Source organism: Corynebacterium tuberculostearicum (genome assembly GCF_022347235.1).
Taxonomy (GTDB): domain Bacteria; phylum Actinomycetota; class Actinomycetes; order Mycobacteriales; family Mycobacteriaceae; genus Corynebacterium; species Corynebacterium tuberculostearicum_F.
The window spans coordinates 58,314-81,982 of sequence record NZ_JAKRDX010000004.1; the positions used below are offsets into that span (position 1 = coordinate 58,314).

Consider the following 23,669-nt stretch of genomic DNA (forward strand, 5'->3'; position numbering starts at 1 on the left):
TTTTATTCTCCTACAAGGTCTTTTATCGCTGAAATAATAGTATCCGCATCGGCGGTAGCGATCCAGCGTCCACCCCAGCCCGCATCTGCTAGGCGCCGGTAGGCCGCGGCGGTGCGTTCTTGCAACCCGCCATCGCGTTCGTAGCGGTCGCGTTCCCGGCTGGCGTCCGCTTGGGCTCGTGCCTGCGCTCTTTCCGACGCCACCTCTACCGCCGTATCCAAATACACCTGCAGGTCCGCCTGCGGCAGGCTGAGGGTGCCAAATTCCAGATTGTGCACCCACTCCATCACTGCATCGTCTTCGAGCCGCGCCGCCGAATACGCCGCATTGGAGGCCACGTAACGATCCAGGAGCACCACAGTGTCGGATTCCTTGGCGCGCTGCAGCTGGTCCTTGACGCCATAGCGATCCAACGCGAATAGCGTCGCCATGGCATAAGCCGAATCCGTGAGGTCGCCCATCTTTCCATAGAGTGCCTTTTGCGCTAGCTGCGCGTGAATCGAATCTGCATAGCGCGGAAAGGCAATAACCTCTACGGGCCGGTCCAACGACTCCTTGAGTGCGGAGACCAACGTATTTTTACCGGCACCGTCGATTCCTTCAATGCTGATCAGCATAGGTGTGGGCTATCTTCCCTTCTGTTATTTCATCCGCGGGGCCACTGTCTCGCGGCCGCTGCCGCAAGCAGTGGGTGCGACTTAGGACAGGGCCTCGATGAAAGGCTCGAGGTCATATTCTTCCTCGACGTTTTCGAGCACCTCGAGAGCATTTTCCGTCAAGCTCTCGCTGCCAGAGCCCACCAGCTCCCTAATATAGGGGTAGTCTTCGACAACTTCGCCCGCACTAAAGGGCGCACCAGCCCAAATGGCAGCAATGGTGGCCGCCGCTTGAGCGTTCTGCTCCTCTTCTTCGCTGAGTTTTGGCTTGCTGTGTGCGACCTCGCAGGCATCCTCGACGGCGCGGATTACCCCTTCTTCATCGAGGTTTGCCATCTCGTCCAAGAAATCGATGTTGAGGTCCGTGCTGAAAATATTTTCGTCCCAAGTACTCACTTTTGACTCCTTCGGTGCTTTCAGCGCCATTTATACACGCTTTCTTGGCGAAAGAAAGCAGACGATGAAAAGGTTTGCATGGCCTTCTACGCCCGTGAACTGCCTTTTTGTTTACTTATCACAGAAACGCGACGCCGTCGCAATGTTTCCCAAACATGATAGTCTCGTTACCAACTTGTTACCGGGGCACTGGATCGCCCTCCCCCCTTGGGCTTAAACGGCCCACCTCATAGAAAGGACAGCCACGATGAAGCCAGATTCGCGCCGCGTCTACGTGTTCATTGTGGCCGGACTGATCGCCGCGGTCGTCGTCGGAGTCGCCGTCTGGCGCATGAGCTCGCCGAGCGCCAACTATTCCAATGCCGCGGATCAGTCCGCGACCACCTCCGTCTCCCCGACCCACACTGCAGCAGAGGAGACCACCACTTCTTCCACGGACCATTCCCCCTCGAAGAAGCACTCCGCGCACGCTACGAGTTCTACCGCCTCCTCCGGTGATGCCAAGCACCAGCAACCGCACAACAACGATCCGTTTCTCGCCCCTAATGCGGTAGTGCGCCCACAGGCGGCAACCCAGCCCACCAAGGTATACCGCCCGGAGAATATTTCCCCTCGAGGAACTGCTTCGCAGGGCAATAGCACTACCCAGGGTGGTCAGGGCACCGGCCAGGGCAATCAGCGTCTAACGCCTGATTACCCGAGCAACCAGAACGGCTCGCAGTCTACTGGCGCCCCGCAGAACAACCAGGGCGGCAACCGTGGCAATGGCGGCAACACCCCGCAGGCCACCACTGCCCCGTCGACCCAGCAGCCTTCGGCTGAGGAACCTTCCGTGCATGATGATGCGGGCAAGGCTTCCGACGCACCGGCCCATGAACCAGCCGGCACGGAGCGGCCCGAAGCCGAAAAGGCGGAACAAGAACAGCTCACTGGCCATGCCGCTGCAGAGCGACCATCCGCCGATCAGAACCAGGAGCCTACCGACTTGGTGCCGACTAAGCAGGCACCGGTCACGGCCCAGCAGGCACCGAGCGAAGCGGCGCCTTCGCGCTAATTCGGAGTCGGCTCTCAGCGTAGGCGAACAAAACAAGCACGTTTCCTCGATTTTGAAGGCAGAAATCGGGGAAACGTGCTTGTTTTGCATGTGCTGGCACGCGGAAGCTACGAAGCAGCCACAATGTGCGCCAAGAATTGGGCGGAGCAAGCCACAACGCGGCCGTAGTGAAGACGGAAAAGCACGCTTCGCCTGAAACCGGAGAACGGCGGCGAAGCGTGCTTGTGTGGCTTAACGCGGACTAGGCGCGGGCGACGAAGAGGTCGGCGGCGTCGGATGCCGCAGTAGCGGTAACGAGGCCCTCGGAGGCTGGCAGCCAGACTGCTTGGCCTGGGGTCGCGGTGAGGGTCTTGCCCGCAGCATCGGTAAAGGTTACGGAACCTGCGGTACACAGGGCGATGGTCGGGCCGTCGTAATCAAGATCCACAGAAGACGAACCGGTGAGCTCCACGCGGTCCAGCAGGAATTCCTCGATGGGTACCGGGTACGACCATGCGGCGGCATCGTGGACATTGTCTTGGGCGGACTTATCTTGTTGTTGCACTCGCGGCTCGTCGGCAGCGGCATAAGTCAAGACCTTGACCAACTCTGGAACGTCCACGAACTTAGGCGTCAGGCCACCGCGCAACACGTTATCGGAATTAGCCATGATCTCCACGCCGAGGCCGGAGACATAGGCGTGGAGCTGGCCGGCATCCAAGTAGACGGCCTCGCCGGGCGAGAGCTCGATGTGGTTGAGTAGCAAGGCGCCCAGCACACCAATATCGCCTGGGTAGCGCTGGTTAAGATCCAGCACCGTGGACATGACGCGGGACTTCCAATCGGCCGGGTCGGCGGCGATCAGGCGCTCGCCGGCGGCCACAATGGCGGAAATGAGCTCCTTGCGCTTGGCAGCCGGAATGGTAATCCACGTGGTGAAAAGGACGCGCAGGTTGGCGGACTCGGTGGTTGCCGAGGGGTCGTCGTCAAGCATGGCAACGTAGTGATCCAGCTCAGGGCACTCGAGGGCGGCAAAAAGCTCGCGGGTGCGCGCCAAGGGGCGGAAGCCGGCCATGGCATAGAAATCCGTGAGCGCGACGATGAGCTCGGGCTTGTGGTTATCGTCCTTGTAATTGCGATTGGACGCGGTGAGCTCGATACCGGCGGCGTTTTCGCGGGCAAAGCCCTCTTCCGCCTGCGTCTTTGACGGGTGAGCCTGCAAGGACAGCGGCTCCTCGGCCGCAAGCACCTTGAGCAGGAAGGGCAGGCGCTCGCCGTACTCGGCAGATACGCGGCTGCCTAGCTGCCCTGCCGGATCCTCTGCAATGACCTCGTTGAGCAGGCGGCCATCTACCGTGGAAGGGTCGCCGGGGTGGGCACCGAACCACAGCTCTGCGACGGGCTTGTCGGAATCGGGCTGGCCCTGCAGGTGCGGGATAAGGGTACGCGAGCCCCAGGAATAATTGCGAGTGGCGCTGTGCAACAGCTGCATGTGTTTCTATCCTTTAGAAATCTCGTAGGCGGTCGCGGCAAAACTCCGCGTAATAAGCTGCAGTGAGCGGGCAAGATGCCCCATGCCCGGTTCCGGGTCGATGCTGCGGACTGCAAGCGAGTTGGGCAGGTTCGCCTCTTCCTGCCCCCAGAAAACTACCTTCAAGGGTACCAAAGCGCCCTCAGCACCATCGCCATCAATGAAGGGGTCATAAAAGAGATCAGTGGCCGGGGAACTATCGGAGTCCCGGTCGAGCGCGCGGCGCAATTCGGCTGGGTCCACATAAGCGCTCGGCAGGCCGTGCACGGCCCAGATGGTCGCGGCCATGCGGGCCACGAGGGCGTCGAGCTGCACGTGCTCGCGACGTTCCGAATAGGAGTACGGGTCGAGCACGCAGGAATGGATGACGCGGGCGCCATCAATAAACTCGCGCAATTGGCGGCCCGGATTAGTGGTGGCATCGCGCTCGGGAGAAAGCTGCGCGAGCTCGCGGTCCACGGCCACCGCAAGGTCCTCGAGGGTCTCCTTCACCGCGGTCGGACCCTGATAGAGCAGGCAGCACAGCGCATGCAGGGCGGCAATGCTGCGCGCGGGCGAGCTACCCTCGGCCGTCGGCAAGCAAGGGGCGACGAGCGTATCCTCCGGGCAGTCCTCCACCAGCGGGCCCTTAGCCGGTCCGATGAGCAGGGTGGTGGCACCGCGCTGGCTGGCAGTTATGAGGGCGCGCGACGCCCAGTCGCACTCGCCGGGCTCGCCGACGACCACGACCAGGTCCAGCGCCCCCACGTAGCGCGGGAGCGATTCGGTCACCACAATCGGGATCCGCAGCGGCTCGGCGAGGCCAACGCCCAGGTGGGCGGCCTGGCGGGCAATCGCGTCGGTGGGAATAATGACAAGCGAGCGGGGATTGAGCCCGCTGAGCGCCTCGCCCCAGCGCTCCACTTCTCCGGCCACTAGGCGGATTTGGGCGCCTTCGTGCGCCACATCGAAAAAGCGCACGGTTTCGGCATCGTAATTACCGGTATCCATGTGGCCCAAGCATAGTCGGGCGCCCACTAAGATGAAGTCCTATGACTTCCGCACAGATTCATCCCGTAACCCTGATTGGCGGCGGCCCCGGCGCATGGGACCTCATTACCGTGCGCGGCATGCGCGCCCTGCAGGATGCAGAGGTTATTCTTGCCGATCACCTGGGACCTACGGCGCAGCTCGATAAGCTGTGTGATATTTCTTCCAAAGAGCTTATTGACGTCTCTAAGCTCCCCTATAAGAAGTCAATCTCGCAGGAAAAGATCAACGAGCTGCTCATCGAGCACGCCCGTGCCGGCCGCAAGGTGGCCCGCCTTAAGGGGGGCGATCCCTTCGTCTTTGGGCGCGGCTTTGAAGAGGTGCAAGCGCTGGCGGATGCATCTATTCCCACCACGGTCATTCCGGGCGTGACCTCAGCCATTTCCGTTCCTGCGGCCGTCGGAATCCCAGTAACCCAGCGCGGCATTGTCCATGGATTCACGGTGGTTTCCGGCCACCTGCCGCCCGGTCATGAAAAGTCCTTGGTGGACTGGGCAGCGCTCGCCCGCTCTGGCGCCACGCTGGCTGTCATCATGGGCGTGAAAAATGCCCCGGCGATTGCTAGTGCGCTAATCGACGCCTCCCTCTCCCCCTCCACTCCCTGCGCCATCATCCAAGAGGGCACGCTTTCTACCGAGCGCGCCTATCGCTGCACCTTGGGTACCCTGGCGCAGACGATGGCCGAGCACGAGATCTCCGCGCCGGCGGTCTACGTCATCGGCGAGGTGGCCGGGCTGTAGCACCCCTCGGGGCCTTCAGGGGCCGCGAGGCCAACTTGTGGCCGCGCTCTACCCCACCGCAGCCGGGCTTTGGCCCGTATCGTGGCCAAAGGTCGCGGCGGAAGGGCTACGCGCGGTCAGCGGCGGGGCTTTTGGGCGCCTTATCCTGCACGATGGTTACGCCGGACTTGCGCGAACCGTGGGCGCGGTGGGCGGCAGCGACGCGCTCCGGATAGTCCGGGGCATGGAAATCCGCATGGGCGGCTTCCTCGGCGTTTTCGGCTTCCAATTCCGCCGCACGCGCACGCCTGGTGCGCAACGCGCCACGGATGGTGCGCAGCGCGCCACGGATGGTGGCCGCTACACCAGCCGCGACCACGACCGCGATGGCAGCGGGGGTAACTGCTGCAGGCACTGCCCAGCCAAAGTATGTCTCGGCACCGCCGATCACCTTGCTGATGTTCAGGCCAACGATGGCGGTGCCCACCAGTCCGCCGAGTAGGATCGGGTTGATGCGGGAGATGAGCCACGCGGCGATGGGCGCGGTGATGGCACCGCCGATGAGCAGGGCAATGACTGCGGCCAGGTTGGCGACGATATCGTGCCAGAGACCGACGATAAAGCCTGCGGTGGCGCCGAAGGTCACCAGGAACTCGGCGGCGTTGACCGTACCCACGATGCGGCGCGGCTGCTCGCGGCCGATGGCCATGAGTGTGGAGGTCGACACCGGGCCCCAGCCGCCACCACCGGTGGAATCGACGAATCCACCCACGAGGCCAAGTCCGGCCAGAAACGGCGTGGAGTGGGTGCGCTTATAGGCGGAACCACGGCGGCGTGGTTGGGAGAAACGCCAAATGAGGTTGGCGCCGATGCCGACCAAGATGAGAGCGGTCACCGGCGCGGCCGCAGCGGTGGAGATATTCGACAGTAACGTGGCGCCTAAGAAGGCGGCGATCCCGCCCGGCACGCCGAGACGGACCACGGTTTTCCAATCCACGTTGCCGAAGCGCGCGTGGCTCAATCCGGAGATGGCCGTGGTACCAAGCTCAGCGGTATGGACGACGGCCGACGCCTGCGCGGGACCGAGGCCTGCCAGCAACAACATCGTGGTAGACGTGACGCCGAAGCCCATGCCGATGCCACCGTCCACGAGGTTGGCGGCCGCACCGGCGAGCGCGATGAGGATGAGGGTTAGCATGGCGCGAACACCTCCTGTGCGGCGCGACGGGCGTGGTGAAAGCGATCTGCAACGAGGCCCGCGAGATCAGTGCCAAGAGGGCGGTCGACGGTCGCGGGAACGCCCGCCAGCCGGTCAAGGAGCAGGCCCTCGGTCACGAAGAGCGGAATCACGCGCACGCGAGAGGGGTCTTGATGCTCGCGGCACAGGGACACGATCCCTTCGCGACCACCGCGGGTGGCAAATTCCACCGCCGTGGGCACGCCGGTGAGCGCGAAGGTGCGGTGGGCGAGCTCACGGATGGCATCGTTGGCCGCGGTATCGGAGGAACCGACGGAGTAAATGACCACATGGGCATCGTCAGGCCGGGTACGGGAGGCGAGCACGCGGGCGAGGTCCTCGCCGGTGCCGAGCCCAGGGGCAAGGTGGAGGGAAAGGTGGGAGGTTTGGGCGGCGTCGGCAAGCGCGCGCGGGACGTCCACGCGCTGGTGGTAGCCCTGGGTAAAAAGCAACGGAACTACAACGGCCTCGGTCTCCCCTAGCTGGGCGAGCTCGAGCGCGGCCGTGGTGAGGTCGGGCTCATTGAATTCCAGGTGCGCCGCGCGGGCTGGGCGCAGACCCGTGGCCTGGGTCAAACGCTCAATGCCGGCCGCGGCGCCCGGGTGCCGCGAACCGTGAGACAGGGTAATAAGTGCGGGCATGGGGCGCATCCTTAAGCCTGCGGTGCCGTGGAGTGTCCGCGGCGGGCAAGCGAGCGCTTCAATGCCTCGTTGGAGGACACGGCCGGTGCGGGGGCTACCGGGGCGTCGTCTTGGCCGTGGAAGCGCACGGAGAAAATCCGCAGGCATTCCTGGCACTTCCAGGCAAAGTCATCTTCCTCATCCGGGAAGAGGTCGGTGCCGGCGCAATACGGGCAGAAGCTGGGATGGTTGCGGTTGGGGTTGGGCTGGCGGCGAAAATTCACTGCAAGTCCTCCTCCTTGGCACGCAGGACCCAGTGGCGGAATTGTTCGCCGTCCTCGCGCTGCTCTTTGTATTTATTGACCAAGCGAATGACGTACTCGGGCACCTCATCGGCGACGACCTTGTGGCCGCGCAGCTTGCGGCCCCAGTCCGGGGACAGGCCAAGGGCGCCGCCTAGGTGGACTTGGAAGCCCTCGACGCGGTTGCCCTCGGAATCGGTAACAATCTGGCCCTTCAGGCCGATGTCCGATACCTGCGAACGCGCACAGGCGTTGGGGCAGCCGTTGAGCGCGATGGAAATCGGCACGTCCAAATCGCCCAAGGTGTCTTCCAGGATGTCTACCAACTCGATGGCGCGGGCCTTGGTGGTCACGTGCGCGAGCTTGCAGAACTCCAGGCCGGTGCAGGAGATGACGCCGCGGCGGAATTCGGACGGCTGGGAGTACAGGCCGGTCTCATCGAGCGCGCGGGAGAGCTCCGGAATGTCTTCTTCCTCCACGTCGAGGAAGAGCAATTCCTTCATCGGGGTGGTGCGGATGCGGCTGATACCGAACTTCTCGGCCACGTCCGCAATGGCGATGAGCTGCTCACCGGTGGCGTGGCCCACGGTAGGTTTGACGCCAACGTAGAACTTGCCGTCCTTCTGGCGGTGTACGCCCAAGTGATCGCGGGAGCCGGGCTCGACCTCCAGTGGGATGCCATCCAGCAGTGGCTTATCCAGGTATTCTTCCTCCAGCACTTGGCGGAATTTTTCGATGCCCCACTTGGCTACCAAAAACTTTAGGCGGGCACGGTTGCGATTGCGGCGGAAGCCGTAGTCACGGAAGATGCCGACCACACCGGCCCACACCTCAGGCACGCGCTCTAGGGGAACCCAGGCGCCGAGGGACTGCGAGAGCATCGGGTTGGTGGACAGGCCGCCGCCAACGAAGCAATCGAATCCCGGGCCGTACTCGGGGTGGTTCACGCCCACGAAGGCAACGTCTTGAATCTCATGCGTGACGTCCTGGCGGGAGTTGCCGGAGATAGCGGTCTTGAATTTGCGCGGCAGGTTATGGAATTCCTCACGCGGCAGGTAATTATTCTTAATCTCTTCGATGGCTGGGGTGGCATCGATAATCTCGTCCTCGGCCACGCCGGCAACCGGTGATCCCAAGATGACGCGCGGCACGTCGCCGCAGCCCATGAACGTGCTCAGCCCCACTGACTCGAGCTTGTCCCAAATGGTGGGCACATCCTCGATTTGAATCCAGTGCAACTGGATATTCTGGCGGTCCGTAAAGTCCGCCGTGGAGCGGGCATAATCGCGCGAGATCTCACCGACGGCGCGCAGCTTGGCAGGATCGGCACGGCCACCGTCGAAGCGCACGCGCATCATGAAGTACTCGTCCTGCAGCTCGGCGTTGGACAGCTTGGAGGTCATCTCGCCGCCCAAGTTCTGGTTGCGCTGAGTATAAAGGCCCAGCCACTTGAAGCGAGGGGCTAGGTCATCGGCGGGGATGGAGGAAAATCCCTGCTTGGAGTAGATATCGATGACGCGCTGCTTGGCAGAAAGCCCTCCGTCTTCCTGCTTAATTACCTCATCGTTGTTGAGGGGCTCGGTGCCGTCAATCTTCCATTGGCCTTCGGGCTTTTTAGCGCGGGGCGTGCGCTTGGTATTAGTCGCGGTGGTCATGGTGTAGATCTCAACCTGCCTTTCCAAAGTATTGAAAGACAACGTACCCGTCTAAAATGAGCAGACAAAGCGGTCTTTTTTATTTTCAAGTAAACAATCGTCCTGAACTGCATGAAAGGAAGAATATTTTTAGAATCTAATTCATCACTTTGCCGCAACCTAGACTAAACGGTTCAATTGCCAGAAAGATAAGCCGCAAAAAATGAACCTAGCGGTCTAGACCCCGCGATTAAGAGAAAGGCATTCACGCAGCATGAATCAGCCCTTGAAGGTAGCCGTCATCGGTGCTGGCCCGGCCGGCATTTACGCCTCCGATATCCTGGTAAAAAAGACCGGCGGCGAGGTACAGATTGACCTCATCGAGCAGATGCCCGCACCCTTCGGCCTCATCCGCTACGGCGTAGCGCCGGACCACCCGCGCATTAAGGGCATTATCAAGTCCCTGCACCGCGTGCTCGATACCGAGCAGATTCGCCTGTTGACCAACGTGCACATCGGGCGTGACATCACCGTGGACGAGCTGCAGCAGCATTACGATGCCGTGGTCTTTGCCACCGGCGCCGTGGGCGACCGCCACCGCGAAATCCCTGGCGCAGACTTGGACGGCGTGCATGGCGCCGGAGAGTTCGTGGGCTTCTACGATGGCAACCCGCGCTTCGAGCGCGACTGGGACCTGTCCGCCAAGGAGGTGGCGGTCATTGGCGTGGGCAATGTGGGCCTGGACGTCTCCCGTATCTTGGCCAAGACCGGCGATGAGCTCAAGGTCACCGAGATCCCCGATAATGTCTACGAGTCCCTGGCCAAGAACCAGGCTGAGACCGTGCGCGTCTTCGGCCGCCGCGGCCCGGCGCAGGCCAAGTTCACCCCGCAGGAGCTCAGGGAACTGGATCATTCCGAGTCCATTAATGTTGTGGTCTCCCCCGAAGACATCGACTATGACGAGGCCTCGCTGGCCGCGCGCCAGGAGAGCAAGTCCACCGACTTGGTGTGCCAGGTGCTAGAGCAGTACGCGATTCGCGATCCCAAGGAGGCGCCACACACCCTGCAGATCCACCTCTTTGAGCAGCCGGTAGAGATCTTGGGCGAGGACGGCAAGGTCAGCGGCATCAAGACCGAGCGCACTGCGCTCAACGGCGATGGCAGTGTGCACGGCACCGGCAAATTCACCGAATGGCCGGTGCAGGCGGTCTACTTCGCCACCGGCTACCGCTCCGATGCGGTCGATGGCGTGCCCTTTAACCAGGACAAGAACGTCATCAATAACGATGGCGGCCATGTCATCGATGCGGCCGGCGCGGTAGTGCCGGGCCTCTACACCACCGGGTGGATTAAGCGCGGCCCGGTGGGTCTGATTGGCAATACCAAGTCCGATGCCACGGAGACGATTGGCATGCTACTTGCCGACGCCGCTTCTGGCGCCCTCCCCTCCCCCTCCAGCGCCGCGGATATCACCGAAGTCTTTGCCGAGCGAGGTATCGAATACCTGACGTGGCAGGACTGGCAGCGTTTGGACGCGGCCGAGCGCGCCCTAGGCGAGCGCGAGGGCCGCGAGCGTAAGAAGTTTGTGGAGTGGGAGGACATGGTCTCCCACTCGCGCGCCGAAGTTTAGCGGCGAATGATGGCAAGGACCTCGTCGACGATGGACTGCACCTCGTCGGCGGTCTTTGCCTCTACGTTGAGGCGCAGCAGCGGCTCCGTATTGGACGCGCGCACGTTGAACCATGCCTCGGATCCCTTGAGCTCCACGGTCACGCCATCGAGCTCATCGACGGACTCAATCTTATCCGCCAGCTCGTCCAGTACCGCCTGAGTAGCGGCCTTCTGGTCCTCCACGGTGGAGTTGATCTCGCCGGAGGCCTCGTAACGGGAGTATTCCGCCATGAGCTCGCTCAGCGGCTTATCGGACTGGCCCAGAGCGGCCAGAACGTGCATCGCAGCAAGCATGCCGGAATCGGCGTTCCAGAACTCCTGGAAGTAGTAGTGCGCGGAGTGCTCGCCACCGAAGGCGGCCTTGTGCTCGGCCATCTGCGCCTTGATGAAGGAGTGGCCTACGCGGGTGCGCACCGGGGTGCCGCCCTTTTCCTTAATGAGCTCCGGCACGGTCTTGGAGGTAATCAGGTTGTGGATGATGGTAGCGCCGGGGAACTTCTCCAGGTAGCGCTCAGCCACCAGCGCACAGATGGCAGAAGGAGAAACCGGCTGGCCCTTTTCATCCACCACGAAGCAGCGGTCCGCATCGCCGTCGAAGGCCAAACCAATATCAGCCTTCTGATCCACGGTGAACTTCTGCAGATCCACCAGGTTCTTTGGATCCAAGGGGTTCGCCTCGTGGTTCGGGAAGGTGCCATCGAGCTCGAAGTACAAATCGCGGACGTCGAAAGGCAAGCCATTGAAGACGGCCGGCACGGTGTGGCCACCCATGCCGTTGGCGGCATCGACAGCCACGACGAGCGGCTTGGAATCCTCCAGCGGTACCAGCTTGCGCAGGAAGTCGGCGTAGCCGGCCAGAATCTCCTGCTCGGCAATTGCGCCCTCGGTGCCGGTGAACTCCGGGGTGCCGTCGATAAGCATCTGCTTAATCTGCTCCAAGCCGGTCTCCTGGCCCACCGGTACCGCGCCGGCGCGGCAGAGTTTAATGCCGTTGTACTTGGCTGGGTTATGGGAGGCGGTAAACATAGCGCCCGCACACTCCAGGGAACCGGCGGCGTAGTAGAGCTCGTCGGTAGAGGTTAGCCCCAGCAGGGTCACGTTGAGGCCCTGCGAGGTCACACCCTCAGCAAAAGCGCGCGCCAGAGACGGCGAGGACGGGCGCATATCGTGGCCGACAGCCACGGTATTTTCGCCTTCTTCCCGCAGGATGGCGGCAAACGCGGCGCCCGTATCGCGCACGAAGTTCTCATCGATATCTTCGCCCACCACGCCACGGACGTCATAGGCCTTAATTACTGCATCAAGATGCTCACGAGTTCGCATAACCTGCAATAGTACTCCCGCCCGCTGGGAAACTACCGCACCACGGGGTTCGTGTCAGTCCTGTTCCGGTTCTGCGGGCGTCGTTTCATCGGGCACGACCGAAAGGTGCGCGCGGCGCGCCTTTTTGGCATAAGCCACGCGGCGGGTGCGAAAGACCGGGTGGTTCGAATTGGCAGGGTCCGCCCCATCAAAGGTCGCGGAATAGTCGATTGGGTCTGCACCGGAGCCGGCGCTGCGGTCATCGACCAAGCCGGTGGTCACGCGGCCGTCTTCCTTGACCGCCTCTGCCAGGGCCATCAAGTCATCTTCCTCATCCAGCTCGATGCGGTCCACACGCACCAGCTCCCAACCCACTGGGGCAGAGATGCGGTCGCGGTGGGTGGCGCACAGATCCCAGCTGTGTGGGTTTTCCTCTTCCGCCAGCGGCCCAACGACGGCCGTCTGGTCCGCGTAAGCGTAGGTCAATGTCGCCACGGCGGGGCGGCCGCAGCCTGGGCGGGAGCAATGGCGAGAAATAGTCACAGCGCATAAGTCTAAACCCTTAGTTGAGATTTAGATAGTCTTCGCCCCGGCGTGGCTCCGCTTAATGCAGCCCGCCAGCGCCTTAGAATCAGGGTCATGACCGCCGCTCGCCCGCATATCCGCCCCGCCCGCGACCGCCACGGCCACGGCATGCGCGGACCCCTTCTTCCCCAGCAGACCCCGCGCTACCGCAGCGCGCGCGAACACTTCGACATGGCCGTGCTAGAGGCCTATGCCCCCATCCAAAACGCCTTCGCGCCACAATTGCGGGGCCTCGACTTAGCCGTAGACACCATCCCGCGCATGCGGCTTTCGCCCGATATGACCGTGCTACCGGATGAGATTATCGCCGATGGCCCGGTTCCCCTCGGCCGCGTGGTTCCCGCCGGTGTAGATTCCGAAGGCCAGCCCACCCGCGCACGCTTGGTCATCTTCCGCATGCCCATTGAACAACGCGCCTCTACCCCGTCCGAGCGCTCCGAGCTCCTGGGCACCGTTATCACCGCGCTGGTGGCCAACTACCTCAACCTGGACCCCGAAGAAGTGGACCCGCGCTATAGCTGGTAGCGCCCCGGTAAGTTTCGCGACAGCAGAAAAGCCCCTGGCCACACATTGCGTGCTAGCCAGGGGCCTTACTGGACACCTTAATTATCCAATCTCGCGCTTGAGGCGGCGGCGCTCACGGTCCGATAGCCCGCCCCAAATACCGAAACGCTCATCGTGCTCCAGCGCGTACTCCAAGCATTCATCGCGTACCGCGCAGGCCTGGCAGATGCGCTTGGCCTCACGGGTAGAGCCTCCCTTTTCAGGGAAGAATGCTTCAGGGTCGGTCTGCGCACACAGCGCCTGGTCCTGCCACTCCTGCTCGACGGCACCGAAGAGTTCATCGAGCGACATCTCTGCAGCAGCACCGCCACGGAGAATGGCGTTGTTATTAGCCATTTTGTCCACGCCTTTTCCTTTCTCCGAGGTTGGGTAATTCTCATCAGTGCGACCGACTGTACACCACATTCCCCTTGGGTAACCCCGCCGGGATGGTGTGGAAGTAACGGCGCCGGCCGCTGTTTCTTTCACTGATGTAATTTCACACCGGATCACTAAATATCGTCAACCCGAATTGGCGGCTTCTTCGCGCTTTCCGGCAAAAACGCAGCACACGATCCCCATCTGTCACATCTGTAACAACTGATCCCCTATGGGGGTGTAGGTAGGGGGTACTACATGTAGTGGTGTCCCGTTTTTCTGTCAACAATTTTCAGGAAATTCCGGCGTGTCGCGCGCACAACGCCGCAAAGAAGGGATCCACGCCCTCCACGCTCGCACTAATTCCGCACCATGCCGGCCGGTGCGGGCAGGTGGGCACGGTGGCCCCATAAAAGAAAGGCCGAACCGAGGCTCTAATTTCCTCAGTTCGGCCTATGTCAGCTGGACCTAGTGCAGTGCCCAGACCACGGCGCAAGCGTTAAGCATCGGAGCTAAAACGCACGCCGGCATCGGGGATGGAAACGCCGGGGAAGACACGCATGCCGTCGAGAAGCTCGCAGCGTGCGCCAATGTGGGCGCCTTCACCAATGACGCAGTTCTCAATGACCGCGTTGGCGCCAATGTGGGCGCCGGAGGCAATGATCGAGTTGTGGATGATGGCGCCTGGCTCAATGCGCACGCCGTCGAAGACAACGGTGCCCTCCAGGCGGGAACCTGCGCCTACCTCGGAGCCACGGCCCACGGCGGTACCGGACAGCAGCAGCACGCCACCGGCGATGCCGGCAGAGGGATCCACCAGGGATTCACCAGTCTTGCCTTCAATCAGCGGGGACGGCGCGATGCCGCGTACCAAGTCGGAGGAACCACGGGTGAAGTCATCCGGGCGGCCCATATCGCGCCAGTAGGAGTTGTCTACGTGGCCGACGACCAGGCGGCCTTCTGCTAGGAGCCCTGGGAAGGTTTCGCGTTCCACGGAAACAACGCGGTTGGCCGGAATGGACTCGATGACCGAGCGCTTGAATACATAGCAACCGGCGTTGATCTGGTTGGTGGGCGGATCCTCGGTCTTTTCTAGGAACGCGGTTACTCGGCCGTTGGAGTCGGTCGGCACGCAACCAAACGCACGCGGGTCGGCCACGTTGAGCAGGTGCATCGTGACATCGGCATCCTTGTCATGGTGCGTGGTGAGGATGCCTTCCAGATCCATGCCGGAGAGCACATCGCCATTGAAGACCATGACCGTGTCATTGCGCAGTTTGTCGTAGACGTTGCGGATGCCGCCGCCGGTGCCCAGCGCAGTCTCTTCCACTACGTACTCGATCTCCAGGCCCAGCTCGGAGCCATCACCGAAGTACTCCTCAAAGACCTCGGCCTTATAGGAGGTAGACATGACGACGTGCTCAATGCCGGCGGCCTTGATGCGGGCGAGCAGGTGCTGCAGGAACGGGTAATTTGCCGTCGGCAGCATCGGCTTCGGCGTACCGATGGTTAGAGGGCGCAGGCGGGTGCCGCGGCCGCCGACGAGAATCACTGCATCCGTGCTGGCACCGTGGGTGGTGGCTGCTTCAGTCATAGTCTTCCTTATGTATGCGGACAGTTTTATTCTGTGATTTTCTGAGGGACAGTGTAGAGCGTAGGGAGCGCAATCCAGGTCAACGGCACGCGCACTGGACGTTAAGAACGTGCCGAGGCTGAGGCAATCAGCCCGCGGACTCGCAGTCCCAGCCACAACGCGCCACGCAGCGGGGCCTGCCACCATGCGGGGTGGCGGTCTGCTTGGAAGCGATAGGCGGAGTTGTGGTGGGCGCGCAGCATCGCTCCGGCGTGCGCTTGGGTGGAATGCCCCTTAGCGTGGCTGATGACGGCCTCTGGGCAAAAGATGTTCTGGTAGCCGGCGCGCGTGAAGCGATCTCCTAGATCCACATCTTCGAGGTACATGAAATAGCGCTCATCAAACCCGCCAATGGCCTCGAAGGCCTCCCATCGCACAAGAAGGCAGGAGCCGGATAACCATCCGGCTGGGCGCTGGGCGGTCATATCGGATTCATCGCGGTAGGCGCGCGACCATGGATTGGACGGCCAGATCGAAGAAAAGAGTGCGTGCCCAATGCCGGTAGCCACGGTGGGCACGGCGCGGGCCGAGGGATAATTGCTACCATCCGGTTCCACGATGCGCGGGCCCACGGCCGCAGCATCCGGCCACTGGCGAGCGCACTCGATGAGCTGGTCAATAGATCCCGGGGTAAAGGTGACATCGGGATTAGAGATAAGGAAAAATTCCTCATCCACGCCACCGTGCTCGCGGGCGAAGCGGGCACCCGCGTTCATGCCAGCGCCGTAGCCGATATTTCCGCCGGTATCGAGAAAGTCCACCCCGGCGCATTCGCGGGCGGCGGCCTCGGGCACGCCGTCGGTGGAGCCATTATCCGCAAGCACGACCTTGGTGCCGCGAGCGCAGGCGCCCGGCAGGGAGTCCAAAAAACTACCGAGGTATTCACCGGGACTATAGGTCACGGTGATCACGGCCAGCGGGGATTGATTTGGTGTAGTCACAATGGCCCCGAGCTTAGTCACAGGCGCTCCTCGCACTGGGCAGGGACACTGCCCGAACACGCGAAATCGGACGCGGATCACTAATTTTTGGCTTTTCTGCCCTAAACTGTCTCCAGATCCCCACCAATCTAGAAAGCCTCCACTTGTGACTTCTGAGAACACTCGCCGGGCACGCACCATCCAACCGGCCCCCTCTGCCGCTAGTGCCCTAAAGCAAAAAGGTTCCACGGCCATCAAGGCGATCGTGGCACTCGTGTCTGCCTTGATCCTGGTGGTATCTGGCGTGGGTTATGCCACCGTAGGTCGGCTGGATAATGGCATGTCTTCGGCCACGGACTTGTCCCTGGACGGCCAAGGCTTGTCCGGTGACTCGCTCGATGGCGCGGTGGATATCTTGCTGGTGGGCAAGGATTCGCGTACCGATGCCAAGGGCGATCCCCTCTCTGAGAAGGAATTGGCGGACCTGCACGCCGGCGTGGCCGATGGTGAGGAAAATACCGACACCATGATGCTCATCCGCGTCCCGGAGGACGGTTCCCGCGCAACCGCCGTATCCATTCCGCGCGATACCTATGTCAAGGATCCGGACTACGGCAATATGAAGATGAATGCCGTCTTCGCCTCCCACAAGAACGCCAAGGTGGAAGAGCTGGAGCAGGAAAATGCCGAGGCGGAGGCCAAGGGCAAAAAGAAGCCGCACTCGGATAAGGACATCGAAAAGCAGGGCGTCGAAGCCGGCCGCGAAGGATTGCTGGCCATGGTGCGCACCCTGACCGGTGTGTCCATCGATCACTACGCCGAGGTAGGCCTGTTGGGCTTTACCCTGCTGACTGACGCCGTCGATGGCGTAGATGTCTGCCTCAACGATGACGTTGATGATGACATGTCGGGCGCTAAGTTCAGCAAGGGCAAGCAGACCCTCGATGGCGCCAAGGCGCTAGCCTTCGTGCGCCAGCGCTATAACCTCCCGCGCGGCGACCTCGACCGCATCGTGCGCCAGCAGGCCTTCATGGCGTCCCTGGTCAATAAGATCCTGGACAATGACACCCTGGCTAATCCTTCCAAGCTGTCCAAGATTGCCAAGGCGGTAGAGCGCTCCGTAGTCATCGATGATGGCTGGGACATCATGGGCTTTGTTACCCAGCTAGCCGGTCTGGCCGGCGGCAATGTCACCTTCACCACTATCCCGGTAACCTCCATCGACGGCCAGGGCGATTATGGCGAATCCATCGTCACCATCGATGCCGCCGAGGTCCACCGCTTCATGGATGACCTGGCCAAGACCCACGATGAAGCCACCGATGAGTCCAAGGCCGAGGATAAGGACAAGCAGGACAAGGCGGAGAAGGACAAGGACGTCGATCCGAATATCAATATTCACGTCCTCAACGCTGGCAATATTGATGGCTTGGCCTCCGGCATCGGCTCCTGGCTGGAGGGCAAGGGATACACGGTAGAGCGCTCCGCGAACGCACAGCCGGGCATCTACAGCGAGTCGCAGGTCGTCGCCGCCGATCCGACGAGCGAGGAAGCTAAGGCCCTAGCCAAGAAGCTGGGCGGGCTGCCGGTGGCAGAGAATCCGCAGCTCGATGATGACACCCTCATCGTGGTTGCTACCGATGACTACCAGGGACCTTCCGATGAAGAGGCCAGCGCCCAGCAGCCGGAGGAAGATAAGTCCAGCCAGCCGGTTGGCACCCCGGGCAATGACTTCGGTACCGCCAAGGTTTCCCCGGAGATTGACGCCGGCGGCGACGGCCCGCGCTGCGTGAACTAGCACTTCTCCCCTACGATGGGCGGGTATGGAACTACTCGCCCATCTTTTGCGTGCCGACGCCGCCTCCCCGCGGCTTACCGTATATAACGAGGCCACCGGCGCGCGCATGGATTTTTCCGCGCAAACGCTCGACAATTGGGTGGCCAAGATCGCCAATATGTTGGAAGAAGAGCTCGACCTAGAGGCGGATTCCACCATCGCCATCGATCTTCCTTCCTCGTGGCAGGCGGCCGTTGTGGCCTTAGGCGCGCTCGCCTCTGGCCCTTCCTATAGCTTTGGCGAGTCTGCCGCGCTTGCCGACGTCGTCTTTACCTCCCCTTCCCGCTACGCGGCCGCCCACGAGCGCCAACCCCAGGCCGACATCGTGCTCATCAGCGAGGACCCCTTTGGCCGCGGCGTCGTAGAGTCCGGCGGGGAGCTGCCCACCGGCGCCATCGATTTTGGCCCCACCGTGCGCTTTTATGGTGATCAGTACTTCGCCGAAACCCAACCGCTGCCCCAGCTTGTCGATGCCCCCGCATCCGCCGAGCGCCTGCTTTCTACCGGCTGGTCCGATAATGAGACTTTCTCCCACGCCGTGCTCGAGCCCCTAGCCGCTGGCGGTTCCGCGGTTATCGTTGCCGGCATGTGCCCGGCCGAACGCTTGGAGGAAATCGCCGCCAATGAGAAGGCCACCGCCCGCCTCTAATAGTTTCAGAATGCAGACTAACCCCGGATACACTTAGCCCTCGTTATGTTTCTGGGAATCTCTGTAGACACATGGTCTTCTATCTTCATCGGCGTTCTCATCCTCGCTGGCACCATTACTCAGGGCACCATCGGTTTTGGCTTAGGCACCATTGCCACGCCCATCATCGCGCTCATTCGACCTGAGCTCGTGCCCACGCTCATTCTGCTGCTCGCGCTGTGCATTTCCAGCTATACGCTCGCGCGCACCTACCGCGAGACGTCCTGGCGCGTTGTGGGCATTTCCTCCCTCGCCCGCATTCCCGGTTCCCTGGTGGGCGCTTGGGCGATAGCCAGCCTCTCCCCTGATGGGCTGTCCATCTTTATCGGTTGCGCCGTACTCCTTGCTATGACGCTATCCAGCTTGGGATGGAGCCCTCGCCCCACCACCGCCAATACGCTCATCGCTGGCGTAGCCTCCGGCATCCTGGGCACCTCGACCTCCATCGGCGGCCCGCCCATGGCGCTGATCATGAAGCGTTTTGATCCCAACCGCACACGCGGCACCTTAGCGGGCACCTTTGTCCTCGGTACCTTAATTTCTCTTATAATTCTGACGTTCAATGGGCAGATCAGCGGCACCCAGGTCACCACCGCGGCGGCCTATTTCCCCCTAGTCGTCGTTGGGCTCATTGCCGCCAACTACCTCAATCGATTTATAGATAGGCAGCTCCTCAACCGCATCGTCATCATCGTTGCCTTCTGTGCGGCCCTCATGCTGATTGTCGAATCAGCCCTACTCTAGCCCCACGCGCCACCCCTCAGCAGAAGGCCCCAACAGGTTCCTGTTGCGAAACGCACCAACCTCTGTCATGTAAACGCCCATAACTTACGACACGTAACATTCACTAGCGGACATTTTATAACCCTTACCCACCCGCTTAAATGCAGCGTACGACGCATATTGTGACGTGTCCACAACCTTTTAACGGGACCCCAAACGCCTTCCAGAGGCCGCCAAAACACCCCCATATAGGGGCCCACTCCCTTCGTGCCGATTCTCGATTGTATAGACAATCATCCATCAATATTTTTGCACGTACTATCAGCCGCTTAGCGGGAACAAACACCAATAAACAGGTTGGTCTATATAAAAAATACCCACCCGCCGGGGTGGCAAATATATAGACATCTAAGAGATGAATTAATTCTGAGCCTGTTTTAGCGTTTTCTTAGCGCAACATTGAGAGTTGCTGGATTTCATTCATAAGTTCATTCATTTTCTACCTGCCTAGGAGAAGTTCTATATGTCGATTCGTCGTCGCATGACCGGCCTGACCGCCGGCCTCATCGTCGCCGGCACCGCATTCGCGGCACCGCTGGCTGGCGCAGCTACCCAGACCGAGTCCTACCCGGAGACCCCGGCCCTGAACCCGGACCTGCCAATCATCCACACCACCCACGGTTCCGACCACATGAAGGCGAACATCTTGAACCCTCGCCCGGTATGTAACCCGTGGGAGGACCACCGCACCGTGGTCTACAAGGTCTCCGACCGCTTCCTGCCGGCCGGCACCATCTCCACCACCAACCAGACCAAGAAGGACATCCCGCTGCAGCAGGATCTGTCCAAGTCTCAGTCCATCTCCCTTTCCGTCAACGGTGACCGCACCGAGACCACGTCCATGAACCTGGGCGGCAAGGGCTCCAAGAAGGGTGCAGAAGGTTCCTTCGGCATCTCCCACGAGATCGCCACCAAGATTGGCGCTAGCGCTTCCTACTCCCTGTCTTGGGATGCTGGCCAGTCCATCGGACCATACGATGTTCCGCCAAACCACACCGGTGAAGCTACCTACGGCTTCCGCGTGCTGAACATGACCGGCACCCAGCAGTACTGCAAGCCAAACGGCACCTGGTCCACCCCGACCGCATGGAACGCAATGCAGCCGGTAAAGAACGAGGTTCGCGTCAAGCTGTACGACAAGCTGTCTGACTCTTACGCTCCTAACAAGGACGCTCAGAACACCACCGACGTCAATGACCCGAAGGTTGTTGAAGAGGACAAGAACCTCGAGGCTGACGCAGAGGTAATCAAGGACTCCGAGGGCAACGCCAAGGAAGCAACCGAAAAGGTCTCCGAGGCAGAGGGCAAGAACGAAGAGGCTGCTGACAAGAAGAAGCAGGAAGAGGTTGATGCCAAGGAGGACAAGAAGGACTCCAAGCACAAGCTCGACCTCGAGCCTTACCTGACCGTTTCCGGCGCTAAGCACGCTGGCTTCGCAGGCACCGTTGCTCTGCGCGCTAAGAACGTTGGCTCCGAGCGCTACTACGGCGAGTTCCCAGCTACCCAGTTCCGCGTTGACGTGAAGACCGCTAAGGGCCCGAAGGGCGTTGACCGCCTCATCACCCCGCGTTCCTCCAACGGCGCTCACATCCGTGACCTGGGCTTCAACGAGAAGACCTCCACCCGCTCCTTCGAGGTAACCCTGGCTAACCCGATTAACGCTGGCGAAGAGGCTCGCATCGCTAACCTGGACTTCGGCGATGGCAACACCAAGGAAGGCCGCATCATCAACAACATCGAGGTAACCCAGACCTCCCGCATCAAGGGTGATGACTCCAAGCACAACGACCAGAACGTTGACTCCCGCGAGCACACCATGAAGGACACCGGCAAGAAGGCTGAGGGCCTGTTCTAAGAACTCCCCACTTCTGTCCTAGGGACACAGTTTCCTAGCCAGTCACTTCAAAAGGCCGCTGCACCATCAAACGGTGCAGCGGCCTTCCTTCATGTTCCCCCTCCCCATACACGTCATCACTCCGCTCCAGATGCTCCCACCGAGGCCCTGGACGAGCACCCAGAAATTGCAGAGCTCTTCGCTCCTCTTTCGCAGCTGCTTACCGACGAAAAGATGCAGGCACTTAACGCCCGCGTCGACGTCGACGGCGAGGACTACACCACCGTGGCACTCGATTTCTTAAAGGAAGAAAACCTGATCGCGGACTAGCTGCAGCACCTTAACAAGATTCCCAAAGACCGCTGCACCGCCCTCGGTGCGGCGGTCTTTTACATTTATTTAACTTAGATCACAAATTTGCTTTCGTTCTCTATAACCTTCAGATAGATTGTGTATGTTGTCTCGTTCACAAAAACTGGAGGATGAATTCTATGTCTCACACGACTGCGAATGCGCCTGCTTCACCAGCCAGCCCACCCACCACTGGCGATGCAGGTACTTCACCCAGCGGCCAGGTGACCACCAATAAGGCCGTCAATAGCCAATGGACCATCACACTCTTCGGCACCGCCGTGGGCGCAGGCATCCTCTTCTTGCCGATTTCTGCCGGCAGCTTCGGCTTCATCCCACTGCTGGTGGCTACCCTGCTCATCTTCCCGATGACCTACCTGGCCCACCGCGCGTTCTCCTGGATCATTAGCTACTCGCCACTACACGGCGAAGATGTCCTCGCGGTACTCACCCACTTCTTCGGCCGCGGCAATGGCATCATCCTCGCCATCATCTACTGGTTCACCATCTTCCCGGTGGTACTTATCTACGGCGTATCGATTACGAATACGGTCGATAGCTTCATCGTCAACCAGCTGGGTGGCCCGGAAATCTCCCGCTACATCCTGGCGCCGCTGTGCGTGGGCCTCATGACGCTCGCACTAGCTTTTGGCAACGCCATCATGCTCAAGATTGCCCAGTTCGTGGTCTACCCGCTCATCGTGGCGCTCGCAGCGGTATCGCTCTACCTCATCCCGCAATGGGACTTGGGCTCCTTCCTGGAGGCCGGCGACCACAGCGCCGGCGGCGTGCTCAAGGCCATCATCCTCATCCTTCCGGTCTTGGTCTTCTCCTTCTCTTTCGTTGCCGCCATCTCCCAATTCTCCCTGGGCATGGAGAAGGAATACGGCGCGGACCACCACGCGCAGTCCGATAAGGTCATCCGCAACTCCGCCATCCTGCTGACTATCTTCACCATGTTCTTTGTCTGGTCCTGCGCCCTGGCCATGGGCGCGGACGGCATGCAGGAGGCTAATGACAAGAACCTGCCGGTGCTCTCCTACTTCGCCAACGAAACGGGCACGCCGTTTATGGCCTACATGGCGCCCATCGTCGTGATCTGTGCGGTGGCCTCCTCCTACTTCGGCCACGCCCTTGGCACCATCGAGGGCACCCAATACCTCTTCAACCTGGCCGCACCCAAGGCCACGAAGAAGATGTCTACGCGCACGCTCGACCTGTGGACCTACCTCTTCATCTTTGTCGCCACGTCCCTGGTGGGTATTTTCAACCCCTCCATCCTGGATATGATTTCCGTCGTGGGCGGCGTCTTCTTCGCCTTCATGACCTACCTGCTGCCCATCTGGGTCATCTACCGCGTGGAGGCACTGGCGCGCTTCCGCAGCAACAAGACCAACTATTTCGTGGCGATCATGGGTCTTATCGTGCTCTTCGCCACCATCTGGGGAATGTTCCAATAATCCCACAAAAACATGGTTCAACAAGGCCTTTTCCTCTCTGGCAGGGTGGGAGACATCATGTCAGAACAGGAAAAGGATCCCGACCTAAAGATTAAGCTCGGGCAGAACAACGAAATCAAAATTAAAAACAAATACGAGACGTTTTCCATCGCCAATGACATCGCCATCTCCGTGGTCTTCATCCTTGGCTCGGTGCTAACACTTGCCGGCATGTCAATGGTCGCCACCGTCTTCTACCTTCTCGGCAGCCTGGGCATGGCAGCCCGCCCGGCCATCCGCTTGAAGCGACGTACACACCTGCAGCGCATTGGGGCAGATGCCAATACCGCCGAAAGCTACGACTACTAGGCGCAATGGGTAGACGCGGCTAACAGTAAACTTTCAGCAACTGGCAGCGACCTATCAGGCGCAATCCATCGCAGTAGCAGCCCCGTACCCCATACTTAAATCATGCGTTTGAGAGAGCGCATACGAGAGAGATAGAGAGAACCCCTCAGTTTCCAGAGGGCGGCTTTAAGCCGATACAT

At 61.0% G+C, this 23,669-nt stretch carries 24 protein-coding genes; 11 read left to right on the top strand and 13 right to left on the bottom strand.

Annotated elements, in window-relative coordinates:
- Positions 1-2 precede the first annotated feature (2 nt).
- Together MHK09_RS03305 and MHK09_RS03310 are read right to left on the bottom strand one after the other, a co-directional pair.
- Positions 3-617, bottom strand: a complete 615-nt coding sequence (locus tag MHK09_RS03305; RefSeq protein ID WP_005322408.1) for a dTMP kinase — start codon at positions 615-617, stop codon at positions 3-5.
- 81 nt (positions 618-698) lie between these two features.
- Positions 699-1,052, bottom strand: a complete 354-nt coding sequence (locus tag MHK09_RS03310; protein WP_040424829.1) for a DUF4259 domain-containing protein — start codon at positions 1,050-1,052, stop codon at positions 699-701.
- A 247-nt stretch (positions 1,053-1,299) separates the two neighbouring features.
- Here MHK09_RS03310 and MHK09_RS03315 point away from each other — a divergent pair, with 247 nt between their 5' ends.
- The gene (locus tag MHK09_RS03315) at positions 1,300-2,106 is read left to right on the top strand and encodes a hypothetical protein (protein ID WP_250412651.1); all 807 of its coding nucleotides are present in this window, start codon (positions 1,300-1,302) and stop codon (positions 2,104-2,106) included.
- Positions 2,107-2,347: 241 nt separating this feature from the next.
- On the opposite strand, the gene manA is transcribed toward MHK09_RS03315, so the two are convergent.
- Both manA and MHK09_RS03325 read right to left on the bottom strand, forming a co-directional pair.
- Positions 2,348-3,577 carry a mannose-6-phosphate isomerase, class I gene (gene manA, locus MHK09_RS03320; RefSeq protein WP_250412652.1) on the bottom strand — a complete coding sequence of 410 codons (1,230 nt, stop codon included), beginning with the start codon at positions 3,575-3,577 and terminating at the stop codon, positions 2,348-2,350.
- A gap of 6 nt (positions 3,578-3,583) precedes the next feature.
- Complete coding sequence (locus MHK09_RS03325; RefSeq protein WP_244261881.1) at positions 3,584-4,606, bottom strand: exopolyphosphatase; 1,023 nt, start codon at positions 4,604-4,606, stop codon at positions 3,584-3,586.
- A 41-nt stretch (positions 4,607-4,647) separates the two neighbouring features.
- Here MHK09_RS03325 and cobA point away from each other — a divergent pair, with 41 nt between their 5' ends.
- Positions 4,648-5,385, top strand: coding sequence for a uroporphyrinogen-III C-methyltransferase (gene cobA / locus MHK09_RS03330; protein ID WP_200436102.1), 738 nt, complete (start codon positions 4,648-4,650; stop codon positions 5,383-5,385).
- A gap of 106 nt (positions 5,386-5,491) precedes the next feature.
- Here the strand turns inward: cobA and MHK09_RS03335 are convergent, their stop codons facing one another.
- From MHK09_RS03335 to MHK09_RS03350, 4 genes are read right to left on the bottom strand one after another with little or no spacing between them, the layout of a single operon-like run.
- Positions 5,492-6,562, bottom strand: coding sequence for a sulfite exporter TauE/SafE family protein (locus MHK09_RS03335; RefSeq protein WP_200436103.1), 1,071 nt, complete (start codon positions 6,560-6,562; stop codon positions 5,492-5,494).
- The gene (locus tag MHK09_RS03340; RefSeq protein WP_200436104.1) at positions 6,556-7,242 is read right to left on the bottom strand and encodes a sirohydrochlorin chelatase; all 687 of its coding nucleotides are present in this window, start codon (positions 7,240-7,242) and stop codon (positions 6,556-6,558) included. Before MHK09_RS03340 ends, MHK09_RS03335 begins: the two co-directional genes overlap by 7 nt.
- Before the next feature lie 11 nt (positions 7,243-7,253).
- The gene (locus MHK09_RS03345; RefSeq protein ID WP_005322420.1) at positions 7,254-7,505 is read right to left on the bottom strand and encodes a hypothetical protein; all 252 of its coding nucleotides are present in this window, start codon (positions 7,503-7,505) and stop codon (positions 7,254-7,256) included.
- Positions 7,502-9,178: a nitrite/sulfite reductase gene (locus MHK09_RS03350; RefSeq protein ID WP_250412653.1), complete on the bottom strand. Its 1,677-nt coding sequence runs from the start codon at positions 9,176-9,178 to the stop codon at positions 7,502-7,504. The genes MHK09_RS03345 and MHK09_RS03350 overlap by 4 nt, the downstream gene beginning before the upstream one ends.
- A gap of 253 nt (positions 9,179-9,431) precedes the next feature.
- On the opposite strand from MHK09_RS03350, the gene MHK09_RS03355 reads away from it, so the two are divergent.
- Positions 9,432-10,787 carry an FAD-dependent oxidoreductase gene (locus MHK09_RS03355; RefSeq protein ID WP_250412654.1) on the top strand — a complete coding sequence of 452 codons (1,356 nt, stop codon included), beginning with the start codon at positions 9,432-9,434 and terminating at the stop codon, positions 10,785-10,787.
- Here MHK09_RS03355 and MHK09_RS03360 read toward each other — a convergent pair.
- Both MHK09_RS03360 and MHK09_RS03365 read right to left on the bottom strand, forming a co-directional pair.
- Positions 10,784-12,151, bottom strand: coding sequence for a phosphomannomutase/phosphoglucomutase (locus tag MHK09_RS03360; RefSeq protein ID WP_250412655.1), 1,368 nt, complete (start codon positions 12,149-12,151; stop codon positions 10,784-10,786). The genes MHK09_RS03355 and MHK09_RS03360 overlap by 4 nt on opposite strands.
- Positions 12,152-12,205: 54 nt before the next feature.
- Complete coding sequence (locus MHK09_RS03365) at positions 12,206-12,673, bottom strand: DUF3499 domain-containing protein (RefSeq protein WP_150850639.1); 468 nt, start codon at positions 12,671-12,673, stop codon at positions 12,206-12,208.
- 96 nt (positions 12,674-12,769) lie between these two features.
- On the opposite strand from MHK09_RS03365, the gene MHK09_RS03370 reads away from it, so the two are divergent.
- Positions 12,770-13,240, top strand: a complete 471-nt coding sequence (locus tag MHK09_RS03370) for a metallopeptidase family protein (protein WP_005322429.1) — start codon at positions 12,770-12,772, stop codon at positions 13,238-13,240.
- Between the two features lie 81 nt (positions 13,241-13,321).
- On the opposite strand, the gene MHK09_RS03375 is transcribed toward MHK09_RS03370, so the two are convergent.
- From MHK09_RS03375 to MHK09_RS03385, 3 genes are all read right to left on the bottom strand, one after another.
- Entirely contained in the window at positions 13,322-13,570 is a 249-nt protein-coding gene (locus MHK09_RS03375; protein ID WP_005528147.1) for a WhiB family transcriptional regulator, read from the bottom strand.
- A gap of 565 nt (positions 13,571-14,135) precedes the next feature.
- Positions 14,136-15,230 carry a mannose-1-phosphate guanylyltransferase gene (gene manB, locus MHK09_RS03380; protein WP_250412656.1) on the bottom strand — a complete coding sequence of 365 codons (1,095 nt, stop codon included), beginning with the start codon at positions 15,228-15,230 and terminating at the stop codon, positions 14,136-14,138.
- 101 nt (positions 15,231-15,331) lie between these two features.
- Positions 15,332-16,231: a glycosyltransferase family 2 protein gene (locus tag MHK09_RS03385; protein WP_005326616.1), complete on the bottom strand. Its 900-nt coding sequence runs from the start codon at positions 16,229-16,231 to the stop codon at positions 15,332-15,334.
- Positions 16,232-16,355: 124 nt separating this feature from the next.
- Between MHK09_RS03385 and MHK09_RS03390 the strand changes: the two genes are divergently transcribed.
- The 7 genes from MHK09_RS03390 (at position 16,356) to MHK09_RS03420 (ending at position 23,490) form a co-directional block, all read left to right on the top strand.
- Positions 16,356-17,987, top strand: a complete 1,632-nt coding sequence (locus tag MHK09_RS03390) for an LCP family protein (protein ID WP_250412657.1) — start codon at positions 16,356-16,358, stop codon at positions 17,985-17,987.
- 25 nt (positions 17,988-18,012) lie between these two features.
- Positions 18,013-18,675, top strand: coding sequence for a TIGR03089 family protein (locus MHK09_RS03395; RefSeq protein WP_250412658.1), 663 nt, complete (start codon positions 18,013-18,015; stop codon positions 18,673-18,675).
- A gap of 45 nt (positions 18,676-18,720) precedes the next feature.
- Positions 18,721-19,458, top strand: coding sequence for a sulfite exporter TauE/SafE family protein (locus tag MHK09_RS03400; RefSeq protein ID WP_250412659.1), 738 nt, complete (start codon positions 18,721-18,723; stop codon positions 19,456-19,458).
- A gap of 502 nt (positions 19,459-19,960) precedes the next feature.
- Positions 19,961-21,352, top strand: a complete 1,392-nt coding sequence (locus MHK09_RS03405) for a hypothetical protein (protein WP_250412660.1) — start codon at positions 19,961-19,963, stop codon at positions 21,350-21,352.
- A 147-nt stretch (positions 21,353-21,499) separates the two neighbouring features.
- Positions 21,500-21,661, top strand: coding sequence for a glycine betaine ABC transporter substrate-binding protein (locus tag MHK09_RS03410; RefSeq protein ID WP_083798048.1), 162 nt, complete (start codon positions 21,500-21,502; stop codon positions 21,659-21,661).
- Between the two features lie 161 nt (positions 21,662-21,822).
- Positions 21,823-23,142, top strand: a complete 1,320-nt coding sequence (locus tag MHK09_RS03415) for an amino acid permease (protein WP_250412661.1) — start codon at positions 21,823-21,825, stop codon at positions 23,140-23,142.
- Between the two features lie 57 nt (positions 23,143-23,199).
- On the top strand, positions 23,200-23,490 hold the full coding sequence (locus MHK09_RS03420) for a YrhK family protein (RefSeq protein WP_234447434.1): 291 nt from the start codon (positions 23,200-23,202) through the stop codon (positions 23,488-23,490).
- Positions 23,491-23,669: the final 179 nt, after the last annotated feature.